The following is a 26,242-nucleotide window of genomic DNA, read 5'->3' on the forward strand; positions in this document are numbered from 1 at the left end:
AATTCCGGCACTGTCTTCTCCATGTGCCTCACCTTATCAGATTTTTTTGGTTTTTGCTACCCCCGTGAACTTCTACCTTATTTGTATGTTAAATAGGACTTACACCAGTGGCATATATGGTAATGTGCGTCAGACTCAAACCCTTAATTATCCAGTGATAACGCAACTCTGACGCACCGTACAAGTCGATCGCGCGTGTGACACTTTGCAGTAGTCCTGTTAAATATATATTTCGTCGATTATAGCAAGATTTGGCAGCCAATCTGTGGGAGTTTCTGCGGGAAGATATGGTGAGGAACCTTGGGTGTCAGGTGTGCGGTTACAGCGAGTGGCAAATTGACATGAATCGCACAAATTGGAACTAATTTCTACTTGAGGTAAGAATTCACCTTTGTCGGTATAGCGCTGTCGCCAGTCGGTTAGCTGGTGCAATAGGCGGGTTAAATCTTGTTTTGTGCGCTCGTGTTCTGTTTGGTTGTAATAAAATGTGAGTTTTTGCGGCGGTTCTTCTCCTTGCAATTGTACGAACCAGTATGTCATGGAAACTTGTTCGGGGGAATAGTCGCTGGTTTCTACTAAGACGTATAAATAGAGGCGGGTTTGCCAACTTTCGGCTATCCATTTTGATTTTTGAGGGCGGGGATAGGTTTTCCAGTCGAGAATTTGGGCGGCGTTTGGTTCGGCTATTAGCAAGTCATAGATAACGGTGAATAGGTAGTCTTGGAAAATTAGGGTGCGGGGGTGTTCGGCTTGGCGGAAAATTCGATCACTATTTTCTGAATTAGCGAAAAGTTCGGGTGCGGTGTTGATAAATGCTGCCACACAGCGTCCCAGTTCGGGGTCTTGTTGGATTATAAATTCAATGGGAAGTCCGAGTTCTCGCTGCTGCATTAATAGGTGAAAGTGGCTTCCCCATGTGAGTTTTTCTTTGTGTTCTGGGGATGCGGTGGTGGCTAGGAGTTCTAGGTAGCTGTGTTGGAATTTGCGGGGGCATTCTTCGAGGATTTTGAGTTGGGTTTGGGAGAGTCGGAGCATTTTTTTAGGATTTTAGATTTTATATTTTTTATGATTGTAAGGGGTATCGATCTTTTTTTAACCGCAGATGTCGGCAGATGGACGGAGATAAACGCAGATAAATTAGGGCTATCGCGTTTTTGGAGGAGAGTGCGATGGCACGTTTCTTTCCCCTGTACGGATGCTCATAAATTTGTCTTGAGGTTTTTGTAGTGTAACTCTGCTAACTGTTTGTCAGCTTCTTCTCAGCTAAATCTGTATCAATCTCTTCTCAATTAGCGTGATAATACGTTAAAGCTGCATAAACTTGTGTGATCGATAAGTGAGTCATCAGCCTAGCAATTTCTTCCGCACTGTTACCCTGCTTGTACAAAACGGCGATGCGGCGGACAGAAGTACCAGTTTCAGCAATAATCGGAGGCCAACTCGAAGGTTGCAATCGCGGATAATTAAAGTCCCGATATCTACTACAGTTGTTGCCATATATTTTCTCAATTCAGTTAACTTGATTATATAGATTTATTCTTGAAATGTGTAACTGTTTATGCCCTTGACGGTTCTATTTAAGTGAGAATTGCGTAAATAATTGAGAAATATTAAGTGTGAGCGCACTTTTCCCCCCCCATTTACAAATTCCAAATTTGTTGAGCAAACTACCTCGCCGCCGTCCCATTTCCCTCACCCTAAAGTTTTAAAATCTACCACAGTAAAACAATTGGCAATCCCTCAATCGCCACATAAAAATCGCATTTCTGATATAGCAATCCTGTATGAATTGTGAACAATTTGGAGGGGTAATGCCCCCGCGTCTACCCTACTCTTAGAGGGGCAACCACGGGGGTTTGCCCCTACTTTTAGTGTGGTTGCAAGTCGAAGACTACGACAAACGTTGTCTGAGGCATGAGTTGACGCAGACACAGCAAGTGCCCGTCAGCATCCGATCAACTGCGAAATCGCCCCACAATCGCCCGCTGCATACTGGGCATGAGTTTGGCGATCGCCCAAGGGTAAAGGCGTTTTTGGTACGCCATCGCACCAGGATTCGCTGCGAATCCCTGTTGATAACCGTTTTGTGGCATAATCGTGTTGTATTCGTAAGAAGTACACAAAAGGCGTTAGTAAGTTTCTTGGCGGGAATGTACTAACGCCTTTTCCATTAAAATTCAAGCACATATCACAATAATTGTCAATTGTCAATTCTTAACGCTAAGTTTTAACGGTTATCGTATCTGAAGCTTTTATCGGCTATGGATTTGAGGGTTTTAGTGAGTGTTGAATTGTTTGCAGAAGTGATAGATTTTTGATTTTTAACTGCAGATAAACGCGGATAAAAGAAAGATACATTTAGAATGAGTTAAGGGGCGATCGCTCTGCACATCAACAGCACAAAATCACTCTTTTGTCAACACAAAGACACTTCCTTCATTCCCGCGCCCGATCCGCAAATCTTTATCTAAATAAGTAATATCCAACCATCCCTGCTGTTCGCGACTATCGAACCCGAAATCTACAGCAGCGAACTTTTTACCCGACTCAATCTCATTGATAAACTTGACAGGAGATTCATAGCCAATCAACCTGCTTAAACCGAAAATTGACCGCTCAAACTTCACCTGCACTCGCCGTTCCGAAGTCGCCTCAAATGTCGCAGCCACGCTGACAATTCCTTCTAAGTAAGGCAAGCCGTAAAGTTCGGCAATGTTGTAAATTTTAGATTCTTTGACGCGGATAGATTGATAAATTGAACCCAATTTCACCAAGGGAAAACCGTCAAGATTCAGGAGGGCGCGGCTGGTGGTGTACAATAACCGCCAATCTCCATTTAAAAGCTCTGCAGCTTCGACAGGGCGTGTTGTGGGGTTGTAATCTTCCAATTGGGCGATCGCGCTTAAAATCGCTTGTTTGTCGCTGGGAGTCGCCAGCAAACCGCGATTCTTACCAGCAATTATCTCTAATAGTGCAGATTTTCTAAGCATGATTTTTTAATAAGAAAGACTCCACACGGATTTTGACACGAATACACGGATTAATTATCGAGCGTCAGGCAAAAGTCAGACCGCTCTTTTCTTCAGTCTCAAGCGAGAGGGACGAAATTTTCTGTAGTAGCGATTTTAATCGCCGAGTCCGCATAGTATTAACAACTAATAACTAAGATACCAAATTTCACCAGATAGAGCAGAGTCCGATACAGGGATGCTAATTCTTGGTCGTTTTTGGTATAACGGTTGAGAACTTCTCCGACGCTGACAGCACCCTTTTGCTCGATCGCATCCAATATCTCTATCTGAATGTTAACAGAGATTCTTCTGTCCTGACCGAAGTTGGTAAACCAAATTGTTTGCAACTCTCTCAGAAGTTCTGGTGTGGCGATCGCACCCAGACTCAGCATCATCTCATTGCTTAAACTTCTAGTCGCATAATTACCCAATACCCGAAACGGATCGTCGCCTAGGGGATAAGGCGGCTTCCCGGGTTTTAAAGGTGCTGACTCCGGTGCCGCTAGGCGAATTTCTGCTAATTCCCGCCACAATTGTTCGTAAGCAGCAATTACTACTTTCCAATCATAAATTTCCCTCGCCCTTTGTCTGGCATTTTCCCCCATCCGCTTTCTCAATTCGGGGTTTTCAATTAATTGGCATAACGCCAGGGTGCAAGCATCAATGTCAACTGCTGTGGCGAGGGAAGTGTGACCCATGTAAGTCGGCCAATTTAAGCTGCCGTCAAGATAATTTAGGGCTAAATCTAAACAAGATTCCGGGGGCGGGATGAGTGTGGGAATGCGGAAGCCGTCTATTTCGTGGCGTACAGATTCTTTGTATCCGTTCCAATCGGAGACTATGGCCGGCAGTCCGTTCGCCATAGCTTCTATTGGTGTCAGTCCAAAGGATTCTTGAATGTTGTCGGACAGCGAAATGAAAATATCGGCCGCCGACCAAATATTTATTCTAATTTCCGGCTGCCTCCCATCTAAAAAAATAGCATTCACCGACTGACAAAATATTTGTGCGCTATTTTTAAAGTCGGGTTCTTCTCTCGGATCTTCGATCCAACCAGCTTGAATTAAGTGGATTTTGGCTTTTGTCTGTTGTGCGGCCCGTTCTAGGGCGATGTACATGGGTACCGGATGAGCTTTTGCAGAAAAAGTCAATCGACCGACAAATAACACAACAATATCTTCGGGAGAAATGCCGAGTTCTTGTCGCATTTGGTGGCGACTATTAACTGCTTCCACACCCTGCGGAAACGCGCTGCAATCCACTCCTAGGGGAATAACGGGGAATTTGACCAAAATTTCCGGTTTACCGCCGTTCCGCTGGGCTAAATATTCAGACCACTCCCTCATAACTCCTTCTACTGCTGTTTTCACGGCGGCAGAGGTGCAGATCAGGGCGTCCCAAGGCTGCATGGGTGCGGTGATCAAATCGCCGATCGCCTCCATGATGTATTTTGTACCGATCGTGTGAGTAACGCCGCAAACGCTGTAGGCCCGCTGATCGACAAATCTGCGCGCCCACACCATCTGCGACAGAACCGGATCGGGTCGGTAAATTGTGCCCGGTTGAGATAGCAAATCCGGTCGTTCCATTGGAATCCAGCGGACTTTCCGAGGTTTTTGCAGCCAAGGTTGGATGTGCGAACAAAACTCCTTAAAGGTTGTTTCGCTATCGGCGCAACAGTAGAGAGAGTCAGCGGTTCCGTGTTGGACTAAGCTTTTGAGAAACCCTTCTCCGGCTGAATGACGCCCCAGAAGTTTTTTCCCTCCGGTGTGGTAACCCTCTTTGTTGTATAAAACCGCTGCCGTTATATCCATTCTGAGATTTATTGCTTGAGAGTTGACTGAAGAAGCCAGAGGGTATGCGGGCTCAGGCTTTGATGAAAAACCAGGAGACTGTTGTGAATCAACGCCTTGCCGTTAGCCAAGCTTGCAGAATAGGATCGCCGCGTGTCCCGCGATATCTTAAAGACGATCATCTCAGATTACAATGCTTACGGCTAAAGAAGGATTGGCAAGAGCGGATTTTAGTGTTATCCTCATGCCCATGCTTGGGGGCGATCGCCTTTTGGGTCTCCCATCTTATCCGATCCGGAACCAAACAGTGCCTGTGGTATAATGCTTTAGCCTTGCTCAATGCCCGATTTGCAAGTGCTTTATCAAAGGAGCAGTTCGTCGGCAAAACGTTACCTCTACTCGATCGCGTCTTTGTCTTTAAAAACCGAGAATCATGTACAACCCATCTCTGCGTCAAATACCTCGCCACTTGCCTGCGGATGTAATTCCATTAAAGCAGCAATCTTCTCTTTTAGACTGGTTGGAATCTAACAATCGCCTGTTAGCAAGGGATGTCCAAGAACCCGACTATCTGCACGAAGAAGAAATTTCTGAACTTATGGCAGTTGACGACAGTCCTTACGATGATTTAGAAGAGGAAGTAGAAGAGGATGTGAGTGTAGGCGAAGAATAACGGGTAGAAGGGTGAAGAAATCAACCGGAAACAGGGAAGAAAAACTAAGAGATTTCTCAATCTCCTGTATCGCACCCTATTCCCCAATAGTCAATTGCTTATTCTCAAATAGTGTGTGGTGAGGAGTGTTATGGATAACTTTGTGGATGAGAAAATCCCTTTTAGTCTGCCTTTCAAACTTACAGGCAGGAATTTATTCCTGCTGCTGGGTTTGGGGCTCGGCATTGTAGCGATCGGTTTAGATGTAGCAGCGGATAGATTTTTGAATTTACCTGCATCGCTATTTATGCCGCTAGTTGTTTGTGCTTTAGTTGCGTCGGGGTTGGGCTATGCAGTTGTGCCCGTACTCCAGCAACTAAAAGCAGGACAAATAATTCGCGAAGACGGCCCCCAAGCCCATTTGAAAAAAGCGGGAACGCCGACCATGGGAGGCATCTTTTTTATACCCGCAGGGGTAGCAGTCGCTTTACTTTGGTCTAAGTTTAACTCAGATGTTGTTGCCGTATCGGCTTTAACTTTGGCTTACGGTTTCATTGGCTGGCTCGATGACTGGCAAATTCTGCGACGCAAGTCGAACAAAGGTATTTCACCTCGGATGAAATTGGCTTTGCAAATAAGTTTTGCTGCTCTATTTTGTCTGTGGCTGATGTTTCATCAACCTGCTATTTCTACGAATGTTGCTTTGCCTTTCGGTTGGGTATTGCCCTTAGGTTTGCTGTTCTGGCCGCTGGCGGGTTTTGTGCTAGTTGCCGAAAGCAATGCTACTAATCTTACCGATGGTGTTGACGGGTTGATGGGCGGTTTGGGCGCGATCGCACTTTTGGGATTGGGCGCATCTGTAGCCTCAACTTCGCCAGAATTAATGATTTTTTGCGCTTGCATCAGCGGCAGTTGTTTCGGTTTCTTAGCTCACAACCGCAATCCAGCCAAGGTGTTTATGGGCGATACAGGGGCTTTAGCTTTGGGCGGTGCGTTGGGTGGGGTAGCTTTATTAACAAATAGCCTTTGGATATTATTAATTATCAGCGGGATTTTCTTTATTGAAACGCTGTCAGTAATTGCTCAAGTAGGTTATTACAAAGCTACAAAAGGGCCTGATGGAATCGGCAAGCGTCTGTTAAGAATGGCTCCACTCCACCATCATCTAGAGTTGTGCGGCTGGTTGGAAACTCAGGTGGTTGGGATATTTTATTTAACAAACGGGGTGTTAGTGTTAATGATTTTGATGTTGACTAGCAACAGTTAACAGCGGATTTGGTAACGGATTGTGCAGGGGATGTAAGAGATATTTGGTGCAATGTTCAAAAACAAATAAGATGCCCGTTCTACAGGAACTCAATGCAGTTGTGGAACGGGCATCTTGCCCGTTTAAGACTCAAAAAAAAGCTCAAAAACTGGCTTTCCCCCCTGTTCCACTCACTTGAAAATAAGGATGTTAAGGAGTTGTATCAGTTTGTGGACAAAGGCACAGAAGTAGAAATTATGCGATAAGTTAAGCTGCAATAAAACTTGTTCTCAGTAAGAACTTTACTCCTAATTGACTCAAAAAGCTGCATAGAGGACTAATGAACAGTGGCGGATTTTTACCACAAGTTTCGGTGGTTGTGCCTGTTTACAACGGCGAGATGGATTTGCCGGAGTTGATCGAGTGCCTGCGATCGCAAACTTATCCGATCGACAGTGTAGAATATCTCTTAGTAGACAATAACAGTCGCGATCGCACTTCAACCATCATCCAAACAGCAGCCTCTAACCCCCCCTCACTCCCCCCCTTGGTAACGGGGGGAAGCAATTTCAATCGAATAACCATTCGCCACCTCACCGAAAACCAGATTCAAAGTTCCTACGCCGCCCGCAATAAAGGAATTCGCGCATCAACAGGCGAAATCATTGCATTTACTGATGCAGACTGTCGCCCGGAATCTGACTGGCTGGAAAATTTAGTTAAACCATTTGTTGACTTAGAAGTAGGAATTAGCGCTGGGGAAATACTCGCATTGCCCGGTAAAACTATCTTAGAACAACACGCCGATCGCCAAAATACTTTATCTCAAAAACATACTCTTGCTCACCCTTTTTGTCCCTACGGTCAAACCGCCAACTTAGCTGTACGGAGGCTAGTTTTACAAGAAATAGGATTATTTCGCCCTTACCTTACCAGCGGCGGCGATGCTGACTTGTGTTGGCGGATTTTGCGGGAAACATCCTATAAAATGTATTTTGCCGAAAATGCGATCGTCCGACACCGCCACCGTTCTACAATAAAACAGTTGCAAAGTCAATGGTATCGGTACGGCGAGTCTAATAAATATTTGCACGAACTCTACGGTGTCGATTTGATGCGAGAATTCACAACAGGGGAATATTGTTATCGGCTGGCTAGATGGCTGTTAAAGGAATTTCCGGTTGCTGCTGCCAAAAGTGCGTTAGCGAAGCCCGCCCCTACGGCGGCTACGCCAACGAAGAGGATCGCCCGAGCGGATCTGGTAGATTTGTTTAATACGCCGATCGGTCTAGTTAATGTTAGGGCAAGGGCGATGGGACAGCGCCAAGCCAAACTTCCCGAATCAGCTTGGCAGATTGAGCGGTTTTAATCGGTTTTAATATTTTAGAGCAATAAATCATTGTTCGATCGCACTTGCGATCGACAAGTATTCGTTTGTACACAATCCGCGTCTATATATACCTATAAGTAGAGTTTATCGGTACAAATAAATATGCTGAATCCGAAATATGAAAATTTAACGCAATACTTAATATAAAATTAATAAGTCTATTCTGAAGCGCTCGGTTTGACGAGGCGAAGAAACTCAGAGGCAAACCCCTAAATTTTCTTTACTTCTGCCTTCGGGCTTTTCACTGCTGTCGTCAGCGCGAGCGGAATTATTCTCAGATTTTTAAATTTTTGTAACCTTTACAAGTAATGCCAATGGATCAAATCTTACTCCAGACCGTTTGGTTTATACCTTGCTATCCACTCATCGGCGGAGTTCTGTCGATGCTGTGGTTTCCAGCAGTTACCCGCCGCACGGGGCCAAGACCATCCGGTTACGTGAACGCCATATTAACCTTCTTCGCTTTCCTACACGGCGTCATCGCCCTCACAGCTATCTGGAACCAACCGACACAACACCAGTTTATTCCCTGGCTGAATGTAGCAGGTTTAGACTTAACCATTCCCGTAGAAATCTCTGCTGTCACCGTCGGGGCGACAGTTTTGGTTACCGGACTGAACTTGCTGGCGCAGATTTATGCTTTCGGTTACATGGAAATGGACTGGGGCTGGGCTCGGTTCTTTTCTCTGATGGGGCTGTTTGAAGCCGGGATGTGCGGCTTGGTACTGTGCAATTCTCTCTTCTTCAGCTACATGATTTTGGAAGTTCTGACTTTGGGTACTTACCTGCTAGTCGGGCTGTGGTTCAATCAGTCTTTGGTGGTGACAGGCGCCCGCGACGCTTTCTTAACCAAGCGGGTGGGAGATTTATTCCTGCTGATGGGAGTAGTCGCAATTCTGCCGCTGGCTGGAACTTGGAATTTTGACGAGTTGGCTGTTTGGGCCCAGACTGCAAAGCTTGACCCTACTGTAGCGACGCTGCTGACTTTAGCTTTGATTGCCGGTCCGATGGGTAAGTGCGCTCAGTTTCCCTTGCACCTGTGGCTGGATGAGGCGATGGAAGGCCCGCTGCCGGCGACGATTTTGCGGAACACGGTAGTTGTCGAAACTGGTGCTTGGATATTGATTAAGTTGCAGCCAGTGATTGCTTTGTCGCCGATTGGGATGACGGCAACTATTGCTGTAGGTGCTGCGACAGCGGTGGGTGCTTCATTAATTGCGATCGCCCAAATCGACATCAAGCGAACGCTTTCCTATATAGTCAGCTCTTACATGGGCTTAGTATTTATCGCCGTCGGCACCGGACAAGCCCAGACAGCCCTGACCTTAATATTTGCCTACAGCTTGGCAATGGGTTTGCTGGTGATGAGCATCGGTTCGGTAGTTTGGAACAGCATCACTCAGGATGTCCGAGCTCTCGGCGGTTTGTGGAGAAAGCGGCCGATATCGGCTATATCGTTTATTGTCGGTAGCGCTGGATTGGTGGGACTGCCGCCCTTCGGCTGTTTCTGGGCTTTAGAAGACTTCACATCCGGGCTTTCGCCAACTCACCCTTTCTTGTTAGGAATAGTGCTGTTTGTAAACGGCATCACTGCTTTTGGCTTGGTGCGCGTCTTCGGTTTAGTTTTCGGCGGCAAACCAAAGCAAATGACCGAACGCTCACCGGAAGTTCACTGGCCTTTTATCTTGCCGATGACTGTTTTAATGGGCTTTACTTTGCACGTTCCGCACTTGCTGGCGGCCTGGCATTTATTGCCTGGGGCAAGTTTGAATTATACTGCAACTGGATTGCTAGTTTTGTCAACGGTGATCGGCATCGGTGCCGGAGCATTTGTTTACCTGAACGAAAAATGGGAAAAACCGGTGCGAATTGGTTCTCAAGCTTTGCAAGACTTTTTTGCTTACGACTTTTACACTGCCAAACTTTACCGGGTGACAGTGATATTTGCAGTCGGTCTAGTTGCTCAAGTTATCTCTTGGATCGATCGCAATATTGTTGACGGATTCGTGAACTTAATCGGTTTGGCCACAGTTTTCAGCGGGCAAAGCCTCAAATACAACGTTAACGGTCAAACTCAGTTTTACGCCTTGACAATTCTGTTCGGCGTTGCACTTTTGGGACTGCTCATAAGCTGGCCACTGCTAGCTCGCCTGTCGCTGATAGTAGGTGGGTAAATAGATATAAATTTTAAGATTTTAGGTGACAGTTTTAATCTAAAATCTTAAAAATATGAAGTCTTAAACAAAGATTTCCAACTCAAGGCAGCATAAATGAACCAAAATAACGACAAATTGAATCTTTCCCGGCGCAATTCCCTCAAATTTGTCGCAGGTGCTATTGGTACAGGCATACTCGCAGCACGAGCAGGCGCTGATTTGGCTGCACCCGAACCGGCAATTGCTCAAAATGACTCGACTCCCGATGCTGCTCTGCAAAAGTTAATGGACGGCAACAAGCGGTTTGTTGAGAGCAAACGCCAAAATCCCCACCAAGACTTTGGGCGCCTCACCGAAGTTGCCCAAACTCAAAAACCCTTTGCTTGTATTCTCGGCTGTGCAGATTCCCGCTTTCCTTCGGAAATTATCTTCGATCAAGGATTGGGAGATTTATTTGTCTGTCGCGTGGCCGGAAATATTGCTACTGCAGAAGAAATTGGCAGCCTGGAATTTGGCACACTGGTACTGGGAGCAAAAGTGCTTATGGTAGTCGGGCATGAAAGGTGTGGTGCGGTAGGCGCAACCATCAAAGGAGCTCAAGTTCCCGGTCAAATTGGCAGTTTAATCGACGCCATTAAGCCGGCGGTAGAAAGCTCGAAAGACCAAGCGGGCGATCGTCTAGAAAATGCCGTCAAAGCGAATGTTAGGCTGCAAGCTAACAAGTTGAAAGCATCTCCAGTTATCTCTAAGTTAATTGCGGAGAATAAACTGAAAGTTGTTGGTGGATACTACGATTTAGACACGGGGGCAGTCAGTATGGTTACTTTGCCGTGAGGCAATTGGAGATTGATAATTTGAGAAAAGTTAACATCTAAACTCTCAAATTCAGGATCAAAGTCCCAGGCAGAGGACGATCGACTTGTAGGGTGCGTCATACCGAGTTATAGACGGATTAGCGAGGGCTTGGGGTTCGGACGCACCTTACAACCTGTGTCCTTTGCGTTCAGGACGGAAATTATCACACACAAAAACCAGAAAAATTGATTCTTTACTCTTTACTCTTTACTCTTGACACATTATGCTTAGTGCCTTGCTCTGGTTGCCTGCGTTGGGCGCTGCGGTAGTCGGGTTCCTGCCCGGAAATATCAATGGGATGCGCCTGCGTTCAATAGCCTCGGCTTTTGCTTCTGCTATTTTCATTTTGAATATCTGGCTGTTGACTCAATTCGATACAGCAAATTCGGGACTGCAATTTCAAGAATATTGGCCTTGGATTCCACAATTAGGTTTGAGCTACAACTTGGGCATTGACGGTTTGTCCTTGCCGCTGCTGGTTTTAAGTGCTTTGCTGACGCTATTAGTCATTTACGGCACTGGCGAAAAGATGGATCGCCCCCAGCTTTACTACGCTTTGATTTTGCTAATCAATGCTGGTGTTGCCGGAGCTTTGATGTCTCAAAATTTGCTGCTGTTTGTACTGTTTTACGAAGTAGAATTAATTCCTTTTTACCTGTTGATTGCGATTTGGGGCGGAAAGCAGCGGGAATACGCTGCCATGAAGTTTTTGATCTACACAGCAGTTTCAGGACTTTTAGTGCTAGCAGCATTTTTGGGTGTGGCTTGGCTGAGCGGTTCTTTAAATTTCGATTACAGTGCGATTACCACTCAAGAATTGCCGAGAAATTTGCAGTTAATCCTGCTAACAATTTTGCTAATTGGGTTGGGAATTAAAATTCCCTTGGTGCCACTGCACACTTGGCTACCGGATGCTTACGTGGAAGCTTCGCCAGCAACAGCAATTTTGCTGGGAGGGATTCTGGCGAAGTTGGGAACTTACGGTTTAGTGCGGTTTGGCTTGCAGATGTTTCCCGAAACTTGGTCGATTATAGCTCCCGGTTTAGCGATTATCGGGACTGTCAGCGTGATGTACGGTGCTTTGAGCGCGATCGCCCAAAAAGATATCAAACGCATGGTAGCCTATAGTTCGATCGGACATATGGGCTACATCCTCGTTGCCTGCGCTGCGGGTACGAAACTCGCCTTAATCGGCGCTGTCGGGCAAATGGTAAGCCACGGCTTAATTTTAGCTTTGCTATTTTATTTGGTAGGCATCATCGAAACCAAAGTTGGCACGCGGGATTTGGACGTGCTCAATGGTTTGATGAACCCAATGCGGGGTTTACCCACTGCCAGTTCCCTGTTAGTTTTGGGCGGCATGGCAAGCGCCGGAATTCCCGGTTTGGTGGGTTTTATTGCCGAATTTTTAGTGTTTCAAGGCAGTTTCTCGATTTTTCCAATTCCAACTTTAGTCTGCATTTTAGCTTCTGGTTTAACAGCAGTTTACTTTGTGATTCTGCTCAACCGCACCTGTTTTGGAAAGTTGGACAATGCCACGGCTTACTACCCTCCTGTTACGTTTGGTGAAAATATGCCGGCGCTGGTTTTGGCGGGCATCATTTTTGTGTTGGGAATTCAGCCTGCTTGGCTGCTAAAGTGGAGCGAATCTACTACAAACGCGATCGTTGCTACTCTTCCTGCGGACAGAAATACCCAAGTTGCTATTAGCTATCCCCTAGAACATTCGGCTCTTGAAATCGCGTCTACACAAACGAAGTCCGCCTCCGCAGACTAAGAATCTACTCGTTTCCAGGCTCTGCCTGGAAGCGCAGATCCGGAGGCTATGCCTCCAATTTTCCGGCTCGTCGGCCTGGATATCGGTTCCAAAGCAGAGCCGGAAAACCAGTTAAAGAATCGCAGCTTTTTGCAATAATTCAAAATATTTAGATTCACTCAATCAAAGGAAGAAACAATGGTACAAACCCCTAATAAACCAGCAACTAAACTACCTCCTTCCAAACACCAATTTGCTGAGGTAATTCACAGACTGGAAGCTGGCGGCGCGATGATTCCAGATACGCCGGAAAATCTGATGCAAATCATCGCTATTTGGAAAGCTTACGCAGTGCCGATGGACTTTTACTGGCGGGATTTGCTTTACATCGCCGAACGGGTATTTTTACACCCGCTTCCTTTCTTTAAATACTTTTTACCCCAAGAGTATTTAGATTTACAAAATCACTATGCAGGCGACGGTGCAGATTTGCGGATTTGGCGCGGGACTGGCAGCGTTCACCCGGAACTCTTGGAGTTCATGGAGAAGGGTGAAACAGGGAAAATCCCCCGGCTGTTTCACCATTTGTGGCACGATCGCATTAACATGGAATTTGCCGAAGAGTGCATGAGGTCAATGCTTTGGCACCGGGGCTTGTACGTGCCGACCAATCAATTCGATCCTTATTTGGACAGTGACGAATATAAGGCTAATGCCGATCGGGCAATTAAAGCTTACTTCAAAAAAGACCCGTTCATGCTGGCACTTCACAAAGCATTTCCCGAAATGTTTTTAGAACAGTGCCGCCAAATGTCTTATTACAGCAATCTCGGTTTATTCTGGGAAGTAATGGCACCGGTGTTTTTTGAAGTTTCCGACCTTTACGACGAAGGGAAAGTTACCACAGTCCCGCAGGCGATGGATTTCCTAGTAAATGGCATATTTGCGATCGCCGGTCGTCCGATTTACCACCACGTTCAAATCGACGGCGAAACCTACGAAATCATCCCGAAATCTAAAGGTTTCACTTGGCTTTATGAAGCAGCGTTACCTTACGTGGAAGCTGTATTTTACCGCACTTCGCCATTCCGAGGCACCAAATCTTATAACGCTCAAGCTAAGGAAGTTCCTGACGACCAAAAAGACTTCCACTTCGGAGTTTTGTATGCAGACAAATTCCCGGTAGGTACGGCGGGGATTCCGCCGACTTTGCTAGCACAAGATATGCTGCATTTCCTGCCACCTTATTTGATGGATTTCTACAAACAGCGCTGTCGCGGCGAAGATGATATCCTCAATCAAATTGGGGTGACATTTCAGCGTTCGATGTACTGCGTAACTTCGGCGGTGTTTCAAGCGTTGCGGACTGCTCTTTTGTATCCTTTAGATGACCCGAATCCAAAGCATTTGAAGGCAAATCGGGCTTTCTTTGAGGCTCAGCTCGATCGCTTCTGTCGCCCGGAATACGGCATGAAATATGCTGCGAAGTTGAAGAATATTCAGACTTCGGATTACAGGTAAAGGATGTTTGCGGGCAGCATCTTAGCTTCCAAGTCCGCCACTCCGCCAGTCCGCCAGGGGTTTCAACCCCTGGCTCAAAGTTAAAGTCGGTTGAAACCGACTGGGAAAAATCAGAGCTTTTTAAGGCGTTTCAAAAGTCCTATAATATTAGATTAGTTGGTATCAGAATTATTCATCTCTCTCTTCTCTTCCTCTGCGTTCTCTGCGTTCTCTGCGGTTTAATCATTCCGATATAAAAAATAACCAATAACTATGGACAGCAAAGAGCTAGCCAAATATATCGAAGCAACGGACGGGATTTCCAAACCTTGGCTGTTGGTGCAATTGCGGCTGAAAAAATTGCAGGAAAGGCGATCGGAGATTTCTGCTGAAGAGTATATGACAGAACTTACAGACATTCACAAAGATTTAATGAATCTGGGGGAATGGTGGCTGGGAATCGAAGATGAGGTGTTCTAGGCGATTTGAAGAATGCTAGGTGCGGGGATGGGTTCACCTTCTTCCTGCCAAGCTTCTAGATACATTTCGAGCACTTCTTCGCCATTTCGGATGGCTTCTTCGCGGGTTTTGCCGTGGGTACAGGGCATGACAACGCGCTCGGCAAACTCTGGAATCGTCACGAGGAAAAGTTGATCCTCGTCAGACCATTGGACGATCATACTGTATCGATTCATGAATCTTCCTCCTTTAACTCGTCTAGTTCGGCTAACAATATTGCCAACTGCTTCTCTAAATAGCGTGGCACATCATCTCCGTCTTTGCCTGGAATTGTTAATGTCTTCCCAATCAAAGGATGCTGCCATCTCTCATGGCTGCCTTTTCCGCGTTTTGGCAAATAAATAAAGCCCTCACGGGTAATCTGAGCTTTTAACTCGCGAATTTTTCTAGGCATGGTGATTGTCCATTTTCTACCTCCATTTTCCCACTTAGCCATTTATTTTAATTTTTCCTTGCCCCATTCTCGCAGTTGGTTGCCGGGGCGATCGCACTTTAAAATTTCTCCATCAAATGTTTTTCTTGGGCATAGACATCTCGTAGCTGTTGCAGCGCCGCCCCAGAAATGACCGATTTAACAGTAGCTACCAATTGGCCCCACTCTAGCAAGCTGTCAACTGAAACAGCTTTTTTGAACTTGTGGGTGTAGAATTTCGTCCAAAATGCTGGTGCTAGCTTGCTTTTCCAGCGTTTGTACCATCTGCCAAAATCTTGAAGTGCGATCGGCTTTACTTCTAAAATAGGGGGAAAATCGGCGTAGCTGACAAACCGACTAATGCCTTTGGCGTGAACGTAAACCATGTAGCGGCAGCATTCGATGCGATAAATCTCGTCTGCTGCGATATTGAACAGCAGTGCGACTGTTTCTTCGGTAACAAATCTCGCCAGGGGATGAAGGATTGGCGATTTGTGAATTATTCTCGATTCTGCGATCGTCCGCGATTTTGCCGGAGTTTCTGATATCATGGCTGGTAGACCTATGGATATGGTAAATGCACTTTTGAATAGAGAGTAAATCTCTAGATATTTAAGTGCATGGGGCAAAAAATGTTTGTCCCTATGGTTTTACAAGTGATTGCCCTTTAGTTTTCCAGGCCGGAGGGCGATCGCTCTTTACATATAAAATTGTACGACGCAATTGCATCAACTGTCAAGCATGGGTTTAGTCAGGCTAAAAATTCGGGAACTAGCGGCGGAGAAGGGCTGGACGCTTAAGGAAGTATCCGATCGTTCAGGGGTAATTTATAGCACTGTCAGAAGCTATGCTCGTCGTCCTGAAATGGCAATGGTTGACTTTACTTGCCTGCGGAAGTTAGCTCGCACTTTTGATGTGATGATTGAGGATTTGGTTGAGGTTTTGGAGGAATAGGTCGATCGGCCTTAAGTTGTCTAGACCGGGGACGATCGCTTTTTTAGATGCAAATATCTTAAAACGCAACTGCATTATTTGTCAAGCATGGGTTTAGTCAGAGTAAAAGTGCGAGAGTTAGCCGCCGAGAGGGGCTGGACATTCAAGGAGGTGGCTGAGCGATCGGGCGTGATCTACAGCACCATAACCAGCTATGCTCGTCGTTCAGAAATATCAATGGTTGACTTTACCGCCCTGTACAAGTTAGCGCGGGCATTTGATGTGATGATTGAGGACTTGGTGGAGATTATTGAGGAATAGGTCGATCGCTCTTAAGTTGTCTAGACCGGGGGCGATCGCTTTTTTGTATTTTTTACACTATAGCATGATTAACTGTACTTAGTCAAACATTATTGTACTTAATCGGATTGAGGATGGTAACATCAAGCAAAGTTATTAATCGTTAATTATTCTTCGTGGCTAAAACTAATACTGCGATCGCGGTCAGTTCTGTGATTAAGGAAGTCATTCAAAAACAAGCGCTAGCGACCAGGCTAACTCAGAAGGAAGTCGTGTACTTGGGAATGCTGGCAATTGATGCACTCGACGAGGAAAGCCGCCAAGAGTTGGCAGATAAGGTGCATCAGATGCAGGTGAATGGGGAAATTTGAAGGGATAAGGGCGATGGCCATTTGGGTGAAGTGAAAAGGGCGATCGCTCCTACAGCCACTATAGTTGTAAGAACCATGCCATAACCTTTCGCTTCACCCATCACGGATACCTTATTGGTTCCAACAGACAACCTTAATGCGGTCGGGTGCAAGCGGGTTGTTAGGTTCCCTGTACCTCTCGGTTATTACGAACCGAGTAACTCCAACCCCTATTGACATATCCTTTACTTTCCTTACTTTTTCTACTTTCAGTTGTCTCCTCTGAAAAATCGATGATCAATTCACCTTCGTTTTGGTGAGTTCTGGCCTCATAATACTCAGCAGCAAAACGATTTAGCAGATTATCATATGTTATAAATTTCTTTTGTCTGTCAACAGCAGTCGCCAGTATTAAGATGTCATTGATAGTGTTACGAATATTGCTTTTGCAGTTATGTTTAGCAGCAAACTCTGAAAACAGAGTCAACCCATTTTCTATTGTCGCTCTAGTTAGAGTGTAACAACGATAATTATTATCCAAAATGTATTTCAACCGTTTTTTGAGGTACTTCTGCTTTTGTTTAGATAAATGAGAAACACTGAGTTCATATACGCCATAGTTTTTTTTGTTAATAACCTCAGCAATTGCTTCGTTTCCAAACTCACGATATGCAGAGAACTGACTGCCAAAGTCGATAATCACTTGGTCTGTCCGACAAGCACCTCCCTTGGCCCATTTAGGATTTCCAAAATGCTCGGGAATACCAAAATCAGGCTCTTCTGAATTTAGTGGCGAGTATCTAGCTGGATGAAGAATGTAGTAGTCAGGTTGCTTTGAGTCTCTGGGCTGAGCCAGTAAAAATTCATTAGCTGTAATTGATGAAATAGCTCGGCTTCCGTCGTGGACATCGTTCTCAATCTCCTTGAAACGATATGAAAGCACTTGTGTGTCAATAATTGTATTCACAACCCAGCCCTCTCGATAAACCACTTATCCCCGAAACTTGGGAACCTAACTACTAATTTTACCCCGCTCGCACTATAAATTTTTCTGTAGGTGCAAATTACCGCGAAAAGCTTTGGGCTCAAGGTTTTTAGGACTGATCGATCACACTTTTATTCCTGCTTGACAGACTCAGCCAACCGCTTCGCATTCTCCCGCCGATTAACATTAATCGAACGGCAGCTTCGACTCATCAATCTTATTCCATCCATCCGTTACATCCGTTACACAATCCGTTGCCGAACTTCCTTCTGCTATACAAAAAAATCCCCCGCCAGAAGGCAGGGGATTTCATTTAATTACCTAGAAACCAGAGTTCAGAGTTACCCGAATTTCCCGGCCGTCGAGGCAATTACAAAGGCGGCGTAAGTGAGGATGTATCCCACAGTAAAGTGAGCCAAACCAACAACGCGACCTTGGATGATGGACAAAGCAACAGGCTTGTCTTTCCAGCGAACCAAGTTAGCCAAAGGAGTGCGCTCGTGAGCCCAAACCAAAGTCTCGATCAACTCTTGCCAGTAACCTCTCCAAGAGATCAGGAACATGAAACCAGTTGCCCAAACAAGGTGTCCGAATAAGAACATCCAAGACCAGACAGACAAGTTGTTAGTACCATACGGGTTGTAACCGTTGATCAACTGAGAAGAATACAGCCAGAGGTAATCGCGGAACCAGCCCATCAGGTAGGTAGAAGACTCATTGAACTGAGCCACATTACCTTGCCAGATGCCCAGATGCTTCCAGTGCCAGTAGAAAGTTACCCAGCCCAGGGTGTTGAGCATCCAGAACATAGCGAGGAAGAAAGAGTCCCAAGCAGAGATGTCGCAAGTACCGCCACGGCCGGGGCCGTCGCAAGGGAAAGCATAACCGAAGTCTTTCTTGTCCGGCATCAGCTTAGTACCGCGAGAGTCTAGAGCTCCCTTGACCAAGATCAATGTGGTGGTGTGCAAGCCTAGTGCGATCGCGTGGTGAACCAAGAAATCGCCAGGTCCGATCGCCAAGAACAGAGAATTAGTACCGCTGTTAATCGCATCCAACCAGCCTGGGAGCCATACGTTGCCGTAGTTCGGCCAAGCGGTAGAAGCAATGCTGTCAGGGTTAGACAACAGCACGTCCATGCCGTAGAGAGCTTTTCCGTGAGCAGCTTGGATGAACTGTGCGAACACTGGTTCAATCAAGATTTGCTTTTCAGGAGTACCAAAAGCCACTACAACGTCATTGTGAACGTACAAGCCGAGAGTGTGGAAGCCCAAGAACAGCGACACCCAGCTCAAGTGAGAGATAATCGCTTCTTTGTGCTGCAACACGCGATCGAGCACGTTGCCTTTATTTGCTTCAGGATCGTAGTCCCGCACCAAGAAGATAGCTCCGTGGGCGAAAGCGCCGACCATGATGAATCCAGCAATGTACTGGTGGTGGGTGTAAAGCGCAGCCTGAGTCGTGAAGTCCTTACCTATAAAAGCGTAGGGAGGCATCGCGTACATATGCTGTGCTACCAAGGAGGTAATCACGCCCAAAGCAGCGAGGTGAAATGCCAGTTGGAAGTGCAGCGAGTTGTTGTAGGTTTCATACAAGCCTTGGTGAGGCAAGTTGAACTGACCTTCACTCTTACCGCCGACCAAACCAGCCTTAGAATCCAACATCTCTTTGATGCTGTGACCGATACCGAAGTTAGTCCGGTACATATGACCGGCAACGATAAACAGAACTGCGATCGCCAAGTGGTGGTGAGCGATGTCTGTCAGCCACAGGGATTCTGTTTGAGGGTGGAAGCCACCCAAGAAAGTCAGAATTGCGGTTCCAGCGCCTTCGGAAGTACCGAAGACATGGTTCGCTGCATCTGGATTCTCGGCGTATACGCCCCAGTTACCACTGAAGAACGGAGCCAAACCGGCCGGGTGAGGCGGGGTAGACAGGAAGTTGTCCCAACCTACGTGCTGTCCGCGAGATTCGGGGATAGCAACGTGAACCATGTGACCAGTCCAAGCCAAAGAGCTGACACCGAACAAACCAGCCAAGTGGTGGTTGAGGCGAGATTCAGCATTTTTGAACCAAGACAAGCTGGGGCGGTACTTGGGTTGGAGGTGCAACCAACCTGCGAACAGGAAGACAGCGGCCAGTAGTAACAAGAAGATAGCTCCTTGATACAGGTCGGCGTTTGTCCGAATCCCTTGGGTGAACCACCAATGGTAGACACCAGAGTAAGAGATATCCACCGGGTTAGAAGCGCCCCCTTGAGTGAAAGCTTCTACTGCAGGAGCGCCGAATTGCGGGTCCCAAATCGCGTGAGCGATCGGGCGGACGTTTAGGGGGTCTTTAATCCACTGTTCAAAGTTACCTTGCCATGCTACGTGGAACAGGCTGCCCGATGTCCACAAGAAAATGATTGCTAGGTGGCCGAAGTGAGAAGCAAAAATCTTTTGGTAAAGATTTTCTTCGGTCATGCCATCGTGGCTTTCAAAGTCGTGTGCTGTGGCAATCCCGTACCAGATCCGCCGTGTGGTCGGGTCTTGGGCAAGGTCTTGGCTAAATTTTGGAAATTTCGTTGCCATAAGCCTTGATTAATCCTGAATCCTGAACAAAATTGAAGGGATTCGGTTCGGAGTTTGGATTCTCGATTTGAGATTCCTCCCAAATCGAGAATCCAAAACCTAGGGGTAGTTTACCCTACCGAAATGATTCGCGCTAGGAAAAATGCCCACGTAGTGACAATTCCTCCTAGGAGGTAGTGAGCTACACCCACAGCCCGACCCTGAATAATGCTCAGAGCGCGAGGCTGAATCGACGGAGCTACCTTGAGCTTGTTGTGAGCCCAAACAATCGACTCAATCAGTTCTTGCCAGTAGCCGCGGCCGCTGAACAGGAACATCAAGCTGAAGGCGAAGACGAAGTGTCCAGCTAAGAACATCAGACCGTATGCCGACAGTGCCGAACCGTAGGACTGAATCACCTGAGAAGCTTGCGCCCACAGGAAGTCCCGCAACCAGCCGTTAATCGTGATCGAACTTTGGGCGAAGTTGCCGCCGGTAATGTGAGAAATTGTGCCGTCTGGCGATACTGTTCCCCAAACGTCCGACTGCATTTTCCAGCTAAAGTGGAAAATCACGATCGAGATGCTGTTGTACATCCAGAACAAGCCTAGGAACACGTGATCCCAACCAGAAACTTGGCAGGTGCCGCCACGGCCGGGGCCGTCGCAAGGGAACCGGAAGCCCAAGTTGCCTTTGTCAGGAATCAAGCGAGAACTGCGTGCAAACAACACGCCTTTCAAGAGAATCAGGACTGTAACGTGAATAGTGAAAGCGTGGATGTGGTGGATCATGAAATCCGCCGTACCCAACTCGATCGGCATCATCGCTACTTTGCCGGCTACTACTACTGCACCGCCGCCAAAAGCGTGGCTGACGATTTCCGTAGCATTAGGCGCTGTTGTGCCCGGAGCCAAGGCGTGGATGTTTTGCACCCACTGGGCAAATATCGGACGCAATTGAATCCCGGTATCCGAGAACAAATCTTGAGGACGACCGAAAGCCCGCATCGTGTCGTTGTGAACGTACAAACCGAAGCTGTGGAAGCCCAAGAATATACAAACCCAGTTCAGGTGGGAAATGATCGCATCTCTATGACGGATCACGCGATCGAGCAGGTTGTTGACGTTGCCGCTCGGTTCGTAGTCCCGAACCATGAAGATTGCTCCGTGAGCTGCTCCTCCAACGATCAGGAATCCGCCGATCCACATATGGTGGGTGAAGATGGACAACTGAGTCGGGTAGTCGGTCGCGATGTACGGATACGGAGGCATCGCGTACATGTGCTGAGCCACGATGATGCTCAGAGAGCCCATCAGTGCCAAGTTAATCGCCAGTTGCGCGTGCCAAGAATTAGTCAGGATTTCGTAGAGACCTTTATGACCTTCACCAGTGAAGGGGCCTTTGTGGTTCTCTAGGATTTCTTTCATGCTGTGGCCGATGCCCCAGTTCGTGCGGTACATATGACCAGCAACGATGAACAGCACTGCCAAAGCTAAGTGGTGGTGTGCTGTATCACTCAGCCACAAACCGCCTGTGGTCGGGTTCAGACCGCCTTTGAAGGTCAGGAAGTCTGTGTATGCGCCCCAGTTGAGGGTGAAGAAGGGGGTTAAACCTTTAGCGAAGCTCGGGTAGATGTCAGCCATCAAGCCCGGCGTCAAAATCCACTCGTGCGGCAGAGGGATGTCAGCGACTGTTTTGATCAGCTTGCCGCCGACTGTCAGCGGTGAACCTGCATCTATCGCGTCCATGCAAGCGTTGATCGGCAGCGAAACGTGAATCTGCTGTCCCGCGTAGCCCAAGCAGCCGCAGCCCAACAACACTGCCAAGTGGTGGTTCATCATCGATTCCACGTTCTGGAACCATTCCAGTTTCGGAGCGCGGACGTGATAGTGGAACCAACCGGCAAACAGCATCAAAGCTGCCATTACCAGGGCGCCGATCGCAGTGCAATATAGCTGGTATGAGTTAGTGATGCCGTTGGCGCGCCACAGTTGGAATAGACCAGAGGTGATCTGAATCCCGTGAAAGCCGCCGCCTACATCTGCATTTAAAATTTCTTGACCAAAAATCGGCCAGACCACTTGAGCGCTGGGCTTGATGGCTGTAGGATTTGTCAGCCAAGCTTCGTAATTGGAAAATTTAGCGCCGTGGAAATATGCGCCACTCAACCATACGAAGATTACTGCCAAGTGGCCGAAGTGAGCGCTAAAGATTTTGCGCGAAACGTCTTCTAAGTCACTTGTATGACTGTCAAAGTCGTGAGCGTTAGCGTGGAGGTTCCAAATCCAAGTGGTGGTTTTTGGTCCCTTAGCTAGAGTGCGATCAAAATGACCGGGTTTTGACCACTTCTCGAAGGAAGTTGGAACCGGATTCTTATCGACTACTACCCTAGCTTTTACCTCTCGCTCTGGAGGACTAATGGTCATGAAGACTCTCCTCTCGGTAAGACAAGGAACGAGAACTGAATACTGTACCGGACACTCCCCGCGCTTGATTAGGCGGGGGATTCTCGAAAAAGCCGACACTGAACTACACTTTACTCTTTGCAGAGCTAGACGCAGGTGCATCGTCTCCCCAAGCATTTTGCTTCTGTGAAGAAGCCAGTTTCCCAGTGTCGCTAACAATGTGACTGGGTACTGCCAACTCTTCTCGCTATCTGGAGCCGCCGATCGCGTCCTTGATTCAGACTTGATACGGCTGCTCCTTTTGAGGGAGTTTTATGAATTATAAGCTTGCTAGAGGAGTATTAATCGCTTGTTAACAATACTTAAAAAAGGCTCAATTCTTGATGTAATAACGCCTTTAAATCCCACAGTCCCTCGAAAAAGTCAAGGGGTACTGCCATTAACTTTACAAAACTCAAAGATAAGGTAATTTACGAATACTCATTTGTAGATATATGTTTTGGAAAAAGGCTGCGGCAATTAAGAGTGGGAGATGATGGGTTGCCCGCTGCTGCCTCAATCCGGGTTCCTACGCGACTTGGGAATTCCTCGCCGGCAATTCCCCAATACTAAATTCATTTTTGGGCTATAGTTCCCTATGAGAAGGCTTCTAGGAGTATGGTTGCGTGATTGGGATCAATTGGCACAGAACGGTTGCGGGCAGGCTGCTGGCATTGTTGGCAGCAGCAATATTAATTTTGGGTTTAGCAAGTTGTGGCGCGGGCCATCCCGAATTGCCCAAATCAGGGAACAAGAGCGGCTCAGCTACCGCCCCAGTAAACAGAATCTCAGAGGTTTCTCCCCCAGAAGCCATTCAACAACTGCGTCAGGCTCTAGAAATCTACCGGCCTCAAATTAGTATTTTGAATCCAAAACCTGACGAAGTGCTTCAGGATATAAATGTGTCTGTTCAGTTCCAAGTTAAGGACTTGCCCATTTTCAAAGATGCAAACTTGGGTTTGGGCCCCCATCTGCAAGTTTTATTAGACAACCAACCTTATGCAGAAGTTTACGATCTCAACCAGCCTTTAACGCTCTCGGACTTAGAACCCGGAACCCATACCCTTCAGGTGTTCGCCGCTCGCCCTTGGGAAGAAAGCTTTAAAAACGAAGGTGCCGCGGCTCAAACAACCTTTCACGTTTTTACCAAAACAGACGACAATAATCCCAATCAAACATTGCCCCTATTAACGTACAACAGCCCCCACGGCAGCTACGGGGCAGAACCCATCCTGCTCGACTTTTACTTGACAAATGCCCCCCCGCACGAAGTGGCGCAAGAAAATTCCCAAGATGAAATACTCGATTGGAAAATTCGAGCCACAGTCAACGGCCAAAGCTTTGCGATCGACCAGTGGCAACCTATATATCTTAAAGGATTCAAACCAGGGAAAAACTGGGTCCAGCTAGAATTAATTGACGAACGGGGAAATATCGTCAAAAACGCCTTTAATAATACAGTCAGACTGATAAATTTCCAACCGCTTGGCCAAGATCCTCTTTCAAAATTAGTGCGGGGCGAACTAACAGCAGCAGAAACTCGCGGTCTAGTCGATCGCACGTACCAAGCCCCCGAACCGACACCAACCCCAACCCCCGAACCGACACCGACACCTGCATTAGAAAAAACACCAGTTGTCCCACCCTCACCAGCGGTTCCAGAAACCCCTGTTACCCAACCGAGCTTAGAGCCAACAGTCGCTCCTGAAGTTGCTCCCATTCAAGTAATAGAACCGACACCGACAGCAACCCCCCAACTCGAAGCACCGAAAGTTGTAGATCCCGTTCAAGTAATACAACCGACGCCGACAGTAACTCCACAGGTAGAAACCCCCAAAGTTGTAGCTCCAGTTCAAGTAATACAACCGACGCCGACAGCAACTCCACAGTTAGAAACCCCCAAAGTTGTGGAACCAGTTCAAGTAATAGAACCGACACCGACAGCAACTCCACAGTTAGAAACCCCCAAAGTTGTTGCACCCGTTAAAATAATAGAACCGACCCCAACAGCATCTCCCCAAACAAAAAAACAGGAATATAAAGGATACTACAATCGGTTCCGCAACTTCTTGCGTGAAGAACAGCAACCTGCTAATCATTCAGAGCCACCAACCCTGCCAGAAATAACAGGAAAAGCTCCAGTACCAAAAGTAGTCGCTCCCGCGATACCAGAACAGTCTCCCAATCTTGTACCGCCAACGCCACCAGTTGCCGCTGAAACTCCTAGCCAGCCAACCAGCCAATTAGCCCCTCCCGAAACAACTGTTTCCGAACCCGAAAATCAGCCAAAATCCGAACAAAAAGTCGAATTTGCCACCTAACAAAATCTTCCTGGGCTTCTTCGTGGCATGGGCGGGACGCTCGTGCTCCATCTGCCGTTAAAAATTAAAGGACACTAAAAAATGACCTACCTCGAAACAGCAGCCAAATTCTACAGCGATGTTGCCGAAACACCCCAAATCGGACTTTGCTGCGTCCAAAGCAGTCCCTTGCAATTGCCCGGATTAAAAATTCCCGAACAAATGCAAGAAATGAATTACGGCTGCGGCACAACCGTTCACGCCGCCGAACTTGTCGGCAATCCCTTCGTGCTTTATGTAGGCGTCGGCGGCGGATTGGAAGCACTACAATTTGCATATTTTTCTAGACATAAAGGAGCGGTTATTGCCGTCGATCCGGTTCCAGCAATGCGAGATGCGGCTGCCCGAAACTTGCAAATAGCCGCCCACGAAAATGATTGGTTTGATCCGAGTTTTGTAGAAATTTGTGAAGGCGATGCTTTTGCGTTGCCGGTGCCGGATGCTTCTGTAGATGTTGTCGCCCAAAACTGCTTGTTTAATATCTTTGAACCTGCGGATTTAGCTAAAGCATTAAAAGAGACTTATCGGGTGTTAAAACCGGGTGGCAGATTGTTGATGAGCGATCCAATCGCAACTCGCCCCATTCCGCAGCATTTGAAGGAAGACCAACGCTTGCGGGCTTTGTGTTTGTCCGGTGCTCTGACATACGCAGAATACGTTCAACACCTTGTAGACGTTGGTTTTGGGCAAGTGGAAGTGCGGGCGAGAAGGCCTTACCGATTGCTGGACAAACACAATTATCAATTGGACGCGGATTTGCTGTTAGAAAGCCTGGATTCGGTGTCTTTCAAAGTGGATGTACCGGATGACGGAGCTTGCATTTTCACTGGCAAGACGGCGATTTATACGGGGTCTGAAGATCTGTTTGATGACGGCGCAGGTCACGTTTTGCAGCGGGGAGTTCCGGCGGCGGTGTGCGATAAAACTGCTGGGAAGTTGGGGGGATTAATCCCCGATAAGGTGTTAATTACTGATTCGACTTGGCATTATAACGGCGGCGGTTGCTGTTAGATTTTGTGGGGTTAAGTCGA

At 47.1% G+C, this 26,242-nt stretch carries 24 protein-coding genes; 13 read left to right on the top strand and 11 right to left on the bottom strand.

Features of this window, described 5'->3' with window-relative positions; all coding sequences use genetic code 11:
• Positions 1-219: 219 nt before the first annotated feature.
• The 5 genes from QUA04_RS15780 to QUA04_RS15800 all read right to left on the bottom strand — a co-directional run bounded on the left by QUA04_RS15780 (position 220) and on the right by QUA04_RS15800 (position 4,825).
• Entirely contained in the window at positions 220-1,035 is an 816-nt protein-coding gene (locus tag QUA04_RS15780; protein ID WP_333258266.1) for a PD-(D/E)XK nuclease family protein, read from the bottom strand.
• A 250-nt stretch (positions 1,036-1,285) separates the two neighbouring features.
• A complete protein-coding gene (locus QUA04_RS15785; RefSeq protein ID WP_333258267.1) occupies positions 1,286-1,453 on the bottom strand; it encodes a DUF433 domain-containing protein in 168 nt (55 codons plus the stop codon).
• Positions 1,454-1,955: 502 nt separating this feature from the next.
• Entirely contained in the window at positions 1,956-2,093 is a 138-nt protein-coding gene (locus QUA04_RS15790) for a hypothetical protein (protein ID WP_333258268.1), read from the bottom strand.
• Positions 2,094-2,405: 312 nt separating this feature from the next.
• The gene (locus tag QUA04_RS15795) at positions 2,406-2,990 is read right to left on the bottom strand and encodes a PAP/fibrillin family protein (protein WP_333258269.1); all 585 of its coding nucleotides are present in this window, start codon (positions 2,988-2,990) and stop codon (positions 2,406-2,408) included.
• A gap of 158 nt (positions 2,991-3,148) precedes the next feature.
• A complete protein-coding gene (locus QUA04_RS15800; RefSeq protein ID WP_333258270.1) occupies positions 3,149-4,825 on the bottom strand; it encodes a glycosyltransferase family 4 protein in 1,677 nt (558 codons plus the stop codon).
• A 412-nt stretch (positions 4,826-5,237) separates the two neighbouring features.
• On the opposite strand from QUA04_RS15800, the gene QUA04_RS15805 reads away from it, so the two are divergent.
• From QUA04_RS15805 to QUA04_RS15840, 8 genes are all read left to right on the top strand, one after another.
• Positions 5,238-5,477 carry a DUF3134 domain-containing protein gene (locus tag QUA04_RS15805; protein WP_006631296.1) on the top strand — a complete coding sequence of 80 codons (240 nt, stop codon included), beginning with the start codon at positions 5,238-5,240 and terminating at the stop codon, positions 5,475-5,477.
• 130 nt (positions 5,478-5,607) lie between these two features.
• Entirely contained in the window at positions 5,608-6,723 is a 1,116-nt protein-coding gene (mraY, locus tag QUA04_RS15810; RefSeq protein WP_333258271.1) for a phospho-N-acetylmuramoyl-pentapeptide-transferase, read from the top strand.
• 319 nt (positions 6,724-7,042) lie between these two features.
• Complete coding sequence (locus tag QUA04_RS15815; protein ID WP_333258272.1) at positions 7,043-8,071, top strand: glycosyltransferase; 1,029 nt, start codon at positions 7,043-7,045, stop codon at positions 8,069-8,071.
• Between the two features lie 335 nt (positions 8,072-8,406).
• Positions 8,407-10,266: an NAD(P)H-quinone oxidoreductase subunit F gene (locus tag QUA04_RS15820; protein WP_333258273.1), complete on the top strand. Its 1,860-nt coding sequence runs from the start codon at positions 8,407-8,409 to the stop codon at positions 10,264-10,266.
• Between the two features lie 96 nt (positions 10,267-10,362).
• On the top strand, positions 10,363-11,082 hold the full coding sequence (locus QUA04_RS15825) for a carbonic anhydrase (protein ID WP_333258274.1): 720 nt from the start codon (positions 10,363-10,365) through the stop codon (positions 11,080-11,082).
• Positions 11,083-11,326: 244 nt separating this feature from the next.
• A complete protein-coding gene (locus QUA04_RS15830) occupies positions 11,327-12,880 on the top strand; it encodes an NADH-quinone oxidoreductase subunit M (protein WP_333258275.1) in 1,554 nt (517 codons plus the stop codon).
• A gap of 177 nt (positions 12,881-13,057) precedes the next feature.
• Positions 13,058-14,380, top strand: coding sequence for a CO2 hydration protein (locus QUA04_RS15835; protein WP_333258276.1), 1,323 nt, complete (start codon positions 13,058-13,060; stop codon positions 14,378-14,380).
• Positions 14,381-14,632: 252 nt separating this feature from the next.
• Positions 14,633-14,839, top strand: a complete 207-nt coding sequence (locus tag QUA04_RS15840; RefSeq protein WP_333140518.1) for a hypothetical protein — start codon at positions 14,633-14,635, stop codon at positions 14,837-14,839.
• Here the strand turns inward: QUA04_RS15840 and QUA04_RS15845 are convergent.
• The 3 genes from QUA04_RS15845 to QUA04_RS15855 are packed head-to-tail and all read right to left on the bottom strand — an operon-like array spanning position 14,836 to position 15,841.
• A complete protein-coding gene (locus QUA04_RS15845) occupies positions 14,836-15,054 on the bottom strand; it encodes a type II toxin-antitoxin system HicB family antitoxin (protein WP_333258277.1) in 219 nt (72 codons plus the stop codon). The genes QUA04_RS15840 and QUA04_RS15845 overlap by 4 nt on opposite strands.
• Positions 15,051-15,314, bottom strand: coding sequence for a type II toxin-antitoxin system HicA family toxin (locus tag QUA04_RS15850; protein ID WP_333258278.1), 264 nt, complete (start codon positions 15,312-15,314; stop codon positions 15,051-15,053). The genes QUA04_RS15845 and QUA04_RS15850 overlap by 4 nt, the downstream gene beginning before the upstream one ends.
• A 56-nt stretch (positions 15,315-15,370) precedes the next feature.
• Positions 15,371-15,841 carry a hypothetical protein gene (locus QUA04_RS15855; RefSeq protein ID WP_333258279.1) on the bottom strand — a complete coding sequence of 157 codons (471 nt, stop codon included), beginning with the start codon at positions 15,839-15,841 and terminating at the stop codon, positions 15,371-15,373.
• A gap of 190 nt (positions 15,842-16,031) precedes the next feature.
• On the opposite strand from QUA04_RS15855, the gene QUA04_RS15860 reads away from it, so the two are divergent.
• The 3 genes from QUA04_RS15860 (at position 16,032) to QUA04_RS15870 (ending at position 16,894) form a co-directional block, all read left to right on the top strand.
• Positions 16,032-16,244: a helix-turn-helix domain-containing protein gene (locus QUA04_RS15860; protein ID WP_006631307.1), complete on the top strand. Its 213-nt coding sequence runs from the start codon at positions 16,032-16,034 to the stop codon at positions 16,242-16,244.
• Between the two features lie 87 nt (positions 16,245-16,331).
• The gene (locus QUA04_RS15865; RefSeq protein ID WP_006631308.1) at positions 16,332-16,544 is read left to right on the top strand and encodes a helix-turn-helix domain-containing protein; all 213 of its coding nucleotides are present in this window, start codon (positions 16,332-16,334) and stop codon (positions 16,542-16,544) included.
• Between the two features lie 155 nt (positions 16,545-16,699).
• Positions 16,700-16,894 carry a hypothetical protein gene (locus tag QUA04_RS15870; protein ID WP_333258280.1) on the top strand — a complete coding sequence of 65 codons (195 nt, stop codon included), beginning with the start codon at positions 16,700-16,702 and terminating at the stop codon, positions 16,892-16,894.
• Positions 16,895-17,054: 160 nt separating this feature from the next.
• Here the strand turns inward: QUA04_RS15870 and QUA04_RS15875 are convergent, their stop codons facing one another.
• The 3 genes from QUA04_RS15875 to psaA form a co-directional block, all read right to left on the bottom strand.
• On the bottom strand, positions 17,055-17,840 hold the full coding sequence (locus QUA04_RS15875; protein WP_333258281.1) for a hypothetical protein: 786 nt from the start codon (positions 17,838-17,840) through the stop codon (positions 17,055-17,057).
• Between the two features lie 359 nt (positions 17,841-18,199).
• Positions 18,200-20,428: a photosystem I core protein PsaB gene (gene psaB, locus QUA04_RS15880; protein ID WP_333258282.1), complete on the bottom strand. Its 2,229-nt coding sequence runs from the start codon at positions 20,426-20,428 to the stop codon at positions 18,200-18,202.
• A gap of 110 nt (positions 20,429-20,538) precedes the next feature.
• Positions 20,539-22,833, bottom strand: coding sequence for a photosystem I core protein PsaA (gene psaA, locus QUA04_RS15885; RefSeq protein WP_333258283.1), 2,295 nt, complete (start codon positions 22,831-22,833; stop codon positions 20,539-20,541).
• A gap of 644 nt (positions 22,834-23,477) precedes the next feature.
• Here psaA and QUA04_RS15890 point away from each other — a divergent pair.
• Both QUA04_RS15890 and arsM read left to right on the top strand, forming a co-directional pair.
• Positions 23,478-25,172, top strand: a complete 1,695-nt coding sequence (locus tag QUA04_RS15890) for a hypothetical protein (protein ID WP_333258284.1) — start codon at positions 23,478-23,480, stop codon at positions 25,170-25,172.
• 81 nt (positions 25,173-25,253) lie between these two features.
• Positions 25,254-26,222, top strand: a complete 969-nt coding sequence (arsM, locus tag QUA04_RS15895) for an arsenosugar biosynthesis arsenite methyltransferase ArsM (protein WP_333258285.1) — start codon at positions 25,254-25,256, stop codon at positions 26,220-26,222.
• Positions 26,223-26,242: the final 20 nt, after the last annotated feature.

It is taken from the genome of Microcoleus sp. S13_C5 (genome assembly GCF_036700845.1).
Lineage (GTDB): Bacteria > Cyanobacteriota > Cyanobacteriia > Cyanobacteriales > Microcoleaceae > Microcoleus.